The sequence below is a fragment of the Cryptosporangium phraense genome (assembly GCF_006912135.1).
Classification (GTDB): Bacteria; Actinomycetota; Actinomycetes; order Mycobacteriales; family Cryptosporangiaceae; genus Cryptosporangium; species Cryptosporangium phraense.
On record NZ_VIRS01000075.1, the window covers coordinates 1 to 5,147 of the forward strand.

At 70.2% G+C, this 5,147-nt stretch carries 6 protein-coding genes; 3 read left to right on the forward strand and 3 right to left on the reverse strand.

Annotation, left to right across the window (positions count from 1 at the left end; all coding sequences use genetic code 11):
* Positions 1-7: 7 nt before the first annotated feature.
* Positions 8-994, reverse strand: coding sequence for a sulfotransferase domain-containing protein (locus FL583_RS39760; protein WP_142710097.1), 987 nt, complete (start codon positions 992-994; stop codon positions 8-10).
* A gap of 67 nt (positions 995-1,061) precedes the next feature.
* Here FL583_RS39760 and FL583_RS39765 point away from each other — a divergent pair, with 67 nt between their 5' ends.
* Together FL583_RS39765 and FL583_RS39770 are read left to right on the forward strand one after the other, a co-directional pair.
* Entirely contained in the window at positions 1,062-2,447 is a 1,386-nt protein-coding gene (locus FL583_RS39765) for a DHA2 family efflux MFS transporter permease subunit (RefSeq protein ID WP_142710098.1), read from the forward strand.
* A complete protein-coding gene (locus tag FL583_RS39770) occupies positions 2,444-3,367 on the forward strand; it encodes an RNA polymerase subunit sigma-70 (RefSeq protein WP_142710099.1) in 924 nt (307 codons plus the stop codon). Before FL583_RS39765 ends, FL583_RS39770 begins: the two co-directional genes overlap by 4 nt.
* On the opposite strand, the gene FL583_RS39775 is transcribed toward FL583_RS39770, so the two are convergent.
* Positions 3,357-3,758, reverse strand: coding sequence for a nuclear transport factor 2 family protein (locus FL583_RS39775; RefSeq protein WP_142710100.1), 402 nt, complete (start codon positions 3,756-3,758; stop codon positions 3,357-3,359). The two genes, FL583_RS39770 and FL583_RS39775, sit on opposite strands and share 11 nt — an antisense overlap.
* 68 nt (positions 3,759-3,826) lie before the next feature.
* Here FL583_RS39775 and FL583_RS39780 point away from each other — a divergent pair, with 68 nt between their 5' ends.
* Complete coding sequence (locus FL583_RS39780) at positions 3,827-4,336, forward strand: TetR/AcrR family transcriptional regulator (protein WP_142710101.1); 510 nt, start codon at positions 3,827-3,829, stop codon at positions 4,334-4,336.
* A gap of 33 nt (positions 4,337-4,369) precedes the next feature.
* Here FL583_RS39780 and FL583_RS39785 read toward each other — a convergent pair whose 3' ends face one another.
* Positions 4,370-4,891 (reverse strand): hypothetical protein, encoded by a 522-nt coding sequence (locus FL583_RS39785; protein WP_142710102.1) that lies wholly within the window; start codon positions 4,889-4,891, stop codon positions 4,370-4,372.
* Between the last annotated feature and the right edge of the window lie 256 nt (positions 4,892-5,147).

The window sequence follows — 5,147 nt, forward strand, 5'->3', positions numbered from 1 at the left end:
CAGCCGCTCATATCGTCCAGCCTCCTGAAGTCTTCGGGGCCGTTCCCCGTGTGCCTTCAGCTTCCCCGGAACCCCTACCCCGCTCGATCGGCGCCACAACGCCGCGAACGTTCGGTTGCGAACACTCCACCCACTCGACGAAAGCCGCCGGCGCCAGCGACCGGAGCCGCGCCGCATAGGCCTCGATGTCCTGCGACGTAAGAACCGTGCGCCACTGCCCGAGCCCACCCGAGCGAAAGAACGCCCGCTTGTCGTCGAACAAGCCCAGTCGTTCGTCGGGGACAAGGTCGGCCGCTCGCGCGCGCATCCGAGAAAAGGTGGCGGCGGCCACCAGCGATTCCCACCGAGAACAAGGCACGCCGATCTCCAGGCGAGCGGCGATGCGCCGCATCTGACCGTCCAAATCACCGAGCAGATCGGCGTAGTGCAGCAGCACGACCGCAGGGTCGTCACGACGCTCCCAAGCCGAACAAAGATGCCCCACCACGCTGCGCAAGGAATCCAGATTAGAGACAGCCGGCCGGTCGTCGTAGATCCACCGCAGAACCCGCTCCCGCCGATCCGTCGGCGCCACTCGATCCGCCCCGGAAACCCCGAGCAGACCACGAATGCGATCCTCGTCGAGATTCGCGCGATGGTGATCCATCGACACCGCAACGTCCCGAGGATCCCGCCCGATCACCAGGTACGTCACCCCCGAAACCTCAGGCACCCCATCCAACGGCGTATGCGTCTTCAGAAACCGCCGATGACGCTGGGCAGCCACCACGGCGCACAGTTCGTCGAGCGGACGCAAGCGCATATCCACCCACGGCGACAGAGAAGTCAACGGCGCAGGCAGCTCCGGACTCCCGAAGATCAACAGCGCACAGATCATCTGCAGCCACGTGTTCCCGCACTTCGACGGCGCACTGATCACGACGTCACCCGAGCGCAGCTCCACCCGCTCCCACCGGCCGCTGTCGGTCAACCCACTGCGATAGACCTTCCCCATGCCCAGACGATGAACTGCGCCCTCCCCGGTTGTCAGTACTTCTGACAACCAACCGCGGAGGACCTCGATGAACAGCAACGAACAGCGCTGGGTGCTCGGCCTGAGCTCTCTGGGCTCGCTGATGGTGGCGCTCGACGCGCTGGTCGTCGCGGCCGCGCTGACGACGATCCGCCACGACCTCGGCGCGTCGATCGCGCAGTTGCAATGGACCGTGAACGCGTACAGCCTGAGCTTCGCGATGCTGATGATGGTCGCCGCGGTGCTGGGCGACCGATGGGGACGCCGACGGACGTTCGCGGCCGGCCTCGCCCTATTCTGCGCCGCGTCGGCCGCCTGCGCGCTGGCCCCGTCGGCGGCCTGGCTGATCGCGGCCCGCGCGGTGCAGGGCGTCGGCGCCGCGGTCGTGATGCCGCTGGCCGTCGGGTTGCTCGGGGCCGCCTTTCCGCCCGAGCGACGAGGCTGGGCCACCGGCATCTTCAGCGGCGTGACCGGCATCGCCGTGCTGAGCGGTCCCGCGGTCGGCGGCGCGGTCACCGAGGGCCTGGCCTGGCAGTGGATCTTCTGGATCAACGTGCCGGTCGGCCTCGTCGCCGTGCCGCTGGTGCTTCGGTTCGTGCCCGAGAGCCGGGGCACCGCCCGCCCGGTGGACGTCCGCGGGGCCGCGTTGATCAGCCTGGCCGTCCTCGGGTTGGTCTGGGGGGTCGTGCGCGGCGAGGCCGCGGGCTGGACCAGCGTCGAGGTCCTCGGCGCGCTGACCGGCGGCGCGGCGCTGGCACTGGCCTTCCTGGCCTGGGAGACGCGCGCGGCCGCGCCGCTGGTGCCGCTGTCACTGTTCCGGTCGCGGGTGTTCTCGGCCGGCAACGCAGCCGGCTTCCTCCTCACCGCCGCGCTCTACGGCGCGGTGTTCTTCATGGCCCAGTACATGCAGACCGCCTACGGCTCCGGCCCGTTCCGCGCCGGGCTCCAGCTTCTGCCCTGGACCGCGACGTTGTTCCTGGTGGCCCCGCTGGCCGGTCGGCTGGTCGACCGGATCGGGGAGCGTCCGCTGGTCGTGGGCGGTTTGCTGCTGCAGGCCATCGGACTGTTCTGGGTCAGCCGCGGCGCCGATCACTACTCCGCGCTCGTGCTGCCGCTCGTCGTCGCCGGCTGCGGCGTCTCGATGGCGATGCCCGCCGCGCAGAGCGTCAGCCTGAGCGCAGTGCCACGGCCGGCCGTCGGCCTGGCCTCGGGGATCTACAGCACGGCGCGGCAGCTCGGCGGGGTGGTCGGAGTCGTGGTCCTGTCCGCGGTCTTCGCCGCCGCAGGCGGCTACGGGTCCTTTTTGACGGCTTTCGGACGGGCGATCGCGGTCGGCGGCGTACTGTCGACGCTCGGCGCGCTGGCGGGTCTCGGCATCGCGACGCGCTCGGAGACCGGTGCGGCCCGGCCGGAGCTCGTCGAGGAGCGGGGATGAACCTGGAGGACGAGTTCGCGCAGTACCGCGGGGAGCTGATCGCGCACTGCTACCGGTTCCTCGGCTCGGTGCACGACGCGGAGGACGCGGTCCAGGAGACGTACCTGCGGGCCTGGCGCGGGCTGGCCGACTTCGAGCAGCGGTCGTCGTTACGGACCTGGCTCTACCGGATCGCCACCCGCGTGTGCCTGAACGTGCTGAAGCACAGCAGCCGGCGGCTCGTGCCCTCGGCGCTCGGTGCGCCGGGCACCGACCCGCACGATCTGACGTACGGGCTCGAGACGCGCTGGCTGGAGCCGTTCCCCGATCAGCTCGACCCGGCGCTGATCGTCGGGGCCCGGCAGAGCCTGCGGCTGGCGATGGTCGCGGCGCTCCAGCACCTGCCACCTCGTCAGCGTGCGGTGCTCATCCTGCGTGACGTCCTCGACTGGCGAACGTCGGAAGTGGCGGACCTGTTGGAGACGACGGCGGGGGCGGTCAACAGTTCGTTGCAGCGGGCGCGCGCGGAGCTCGCCCGGCGCGCGCCGGTCGAGGAGGAGCTGAGCGAGCCCGGCGAGCCGGCCCACCGGGCGCTGCTCGACCAGTACGCGAAGGCGTTGGAGACGGCCGACCTGGCCGCGCTGGAGAACCTGCTGACGCAGGACGTCCGGTGGGAGATGCCGCCGGTCGAGACCTGGTTCGAGGGCCGGGCGGCGGTGCTGGACCTGTTGCGGGTGAAGCTGTCGGGGCGACGGGTCCTGGTCGAGACGTCGGCGAACGGTCAGCCGGCCTTCGGCTGGTACGTGCGCCGGGCCGACGGCCGTCTTCATGCCCATTCGCTGCTGGTGCTGACCCTGGCGGCGGGCGGGGTGTCGGCGGTGATGGCGTTCCATCGGGCCGACCTGTTTCCGCTGTTCGGGCTGCCGCCGGTCAGGCCGTGAGCGGGGCCCGGCGGGCGAGGACCCGGCGGCGGGTGATACGCCAGCCCACTGCCCGGCGCTCGACGACGTCGTCGTAGACGACGCTGCCGGTGGTGCCGTCGGCCTGGACGCCGATGCCCTTGGAGCGGGCCTGGACGTGATCGTCGTCGAGCGCGGTGAGCACGGTGTTCGTGACGTGGTGGCCGACCGGATGGACGACGCCGGGGGCGGACTCGGCGTCGCGGAAGAGGCCCAGGCCGGTGACGGTGCCGAGCCCGAAGTCGGTGAGGTCGTGCACGACGTCCTCGGCGAAGACTTCGCCGATGCGGTCGAACTCGCCGGCGTCGACCAGGTGGCCGTGGCGGGCGATGAGTTCGGTGATGTCGAGGCGGTCCGCGGTGCTCAGTGGCATGGTCGCTCCTGTATCCGGGGAGTTCCCCGTTAGCGTAACGGGGAACTCCCCGTTTTGGAGGCGGAATCATGCGGGCGGATGCGGCGCGGAACGCGTCGGCGATCGTGGAGGCGGCCGGGGAGCTGTTCGCCGAACGCGGGCCGGACGTGCCGATCGACGAGGTCGCGCGGCGGGCCGGGGTGGGGAACGCGACCCTCTACCGGCACTTTCCGACCCGGAGCGACCTGCTGGTCGCGGTGTACGGCGGGCAGGTGGCTGAGCTCTGTCGGCAGGCCGATGACGACCTGTTCGAATGGTTGGACGCGTTCGTGGTGCACGTCTCGACCGCGCGGGGCCTCGCGCGCGCCATTACCGACAATCCGGACGGTCGGCGGAGCGCACTTTTCGAGGAGTGGCATGCGCTGATCACCGAGACCGCGGGGCGGTTGTTGGTGGGGGCGCAGGAGGCGGGTGAGGTGCGGGCCGACATCGGCGCCCGAGATCTGCTGGTCCTGCTCAGCGCCGTAACGGTAGCCAGCACCGACACCACGCACGCCCGCCTGCTTCTACGGATCCTCCGCGAGGGCTTGGACCACTGATCCCTCTGGACGCGGCAGCGAAGGTGAAGCAGCTCAGCCACTCATCTCGGGGTGGCTCGCGGTGCGGCGGTTCTCGATGATCGACTGGCTGCGCTGCATCCGGAGGCCGGCGTTAGCCAGGCACAACACGGCCATGACGACGGCCAGCAGCCAGAAGACCCAGTGCTCCCACTCGTAGTGCTCGAGCAGCTCCCACGTCTCCTTGAGCGCGATCAACAGTCCGCCGAGCCCGACGAGGCCCCAGCCGGTGGCCTTGTTCAGGTAGTCGACCGCGAGCTGGACCTGGGCCGGAGTGAGGCGGGAGAGCAGGAGCTCGCGGGCGGCCTTCTCGCGGCGGCGGTGCTTGATCCAGAGAACCGGCGGGAAGAGCCACCACCAGCCCGAGATCGGTGGGGGTGCGCCGTCGACACGGGAGTGCTCGATGTCCTCGGACAGTTTCTCGACGTCGTCGAGCTCGAGCTGCTGGTCGCTGAGCTCGATGGCGGCCTGGTACACCGGGCCGGCGACGAGTAGCCAGGCTCCGAGGAAGCCGCACCAGGCGATGAACGAGTCCACGGCGCGAGGCTACGAGATCCGCGGATCGCGGTCTGGTGCGGCCGTCGCCCTTCGGTTGCTCGGCGCGGGCTGGGTGGGTCCAACGGCAGCGGCCCGGAGCGGTCCGCTCCGGGCTCTTCGACGCCGAACAACTCAGCTGCAGTAGCTGTAGTCCCAGCAGTCGTTGTGGTGACGACGCTTGTGGTGGCGGCGACGCGGGCGGCAGTCGTAGTCGTACGAGTAGTTGTCGTTGCAGTAGTCGTACGAGTTGTCGTAG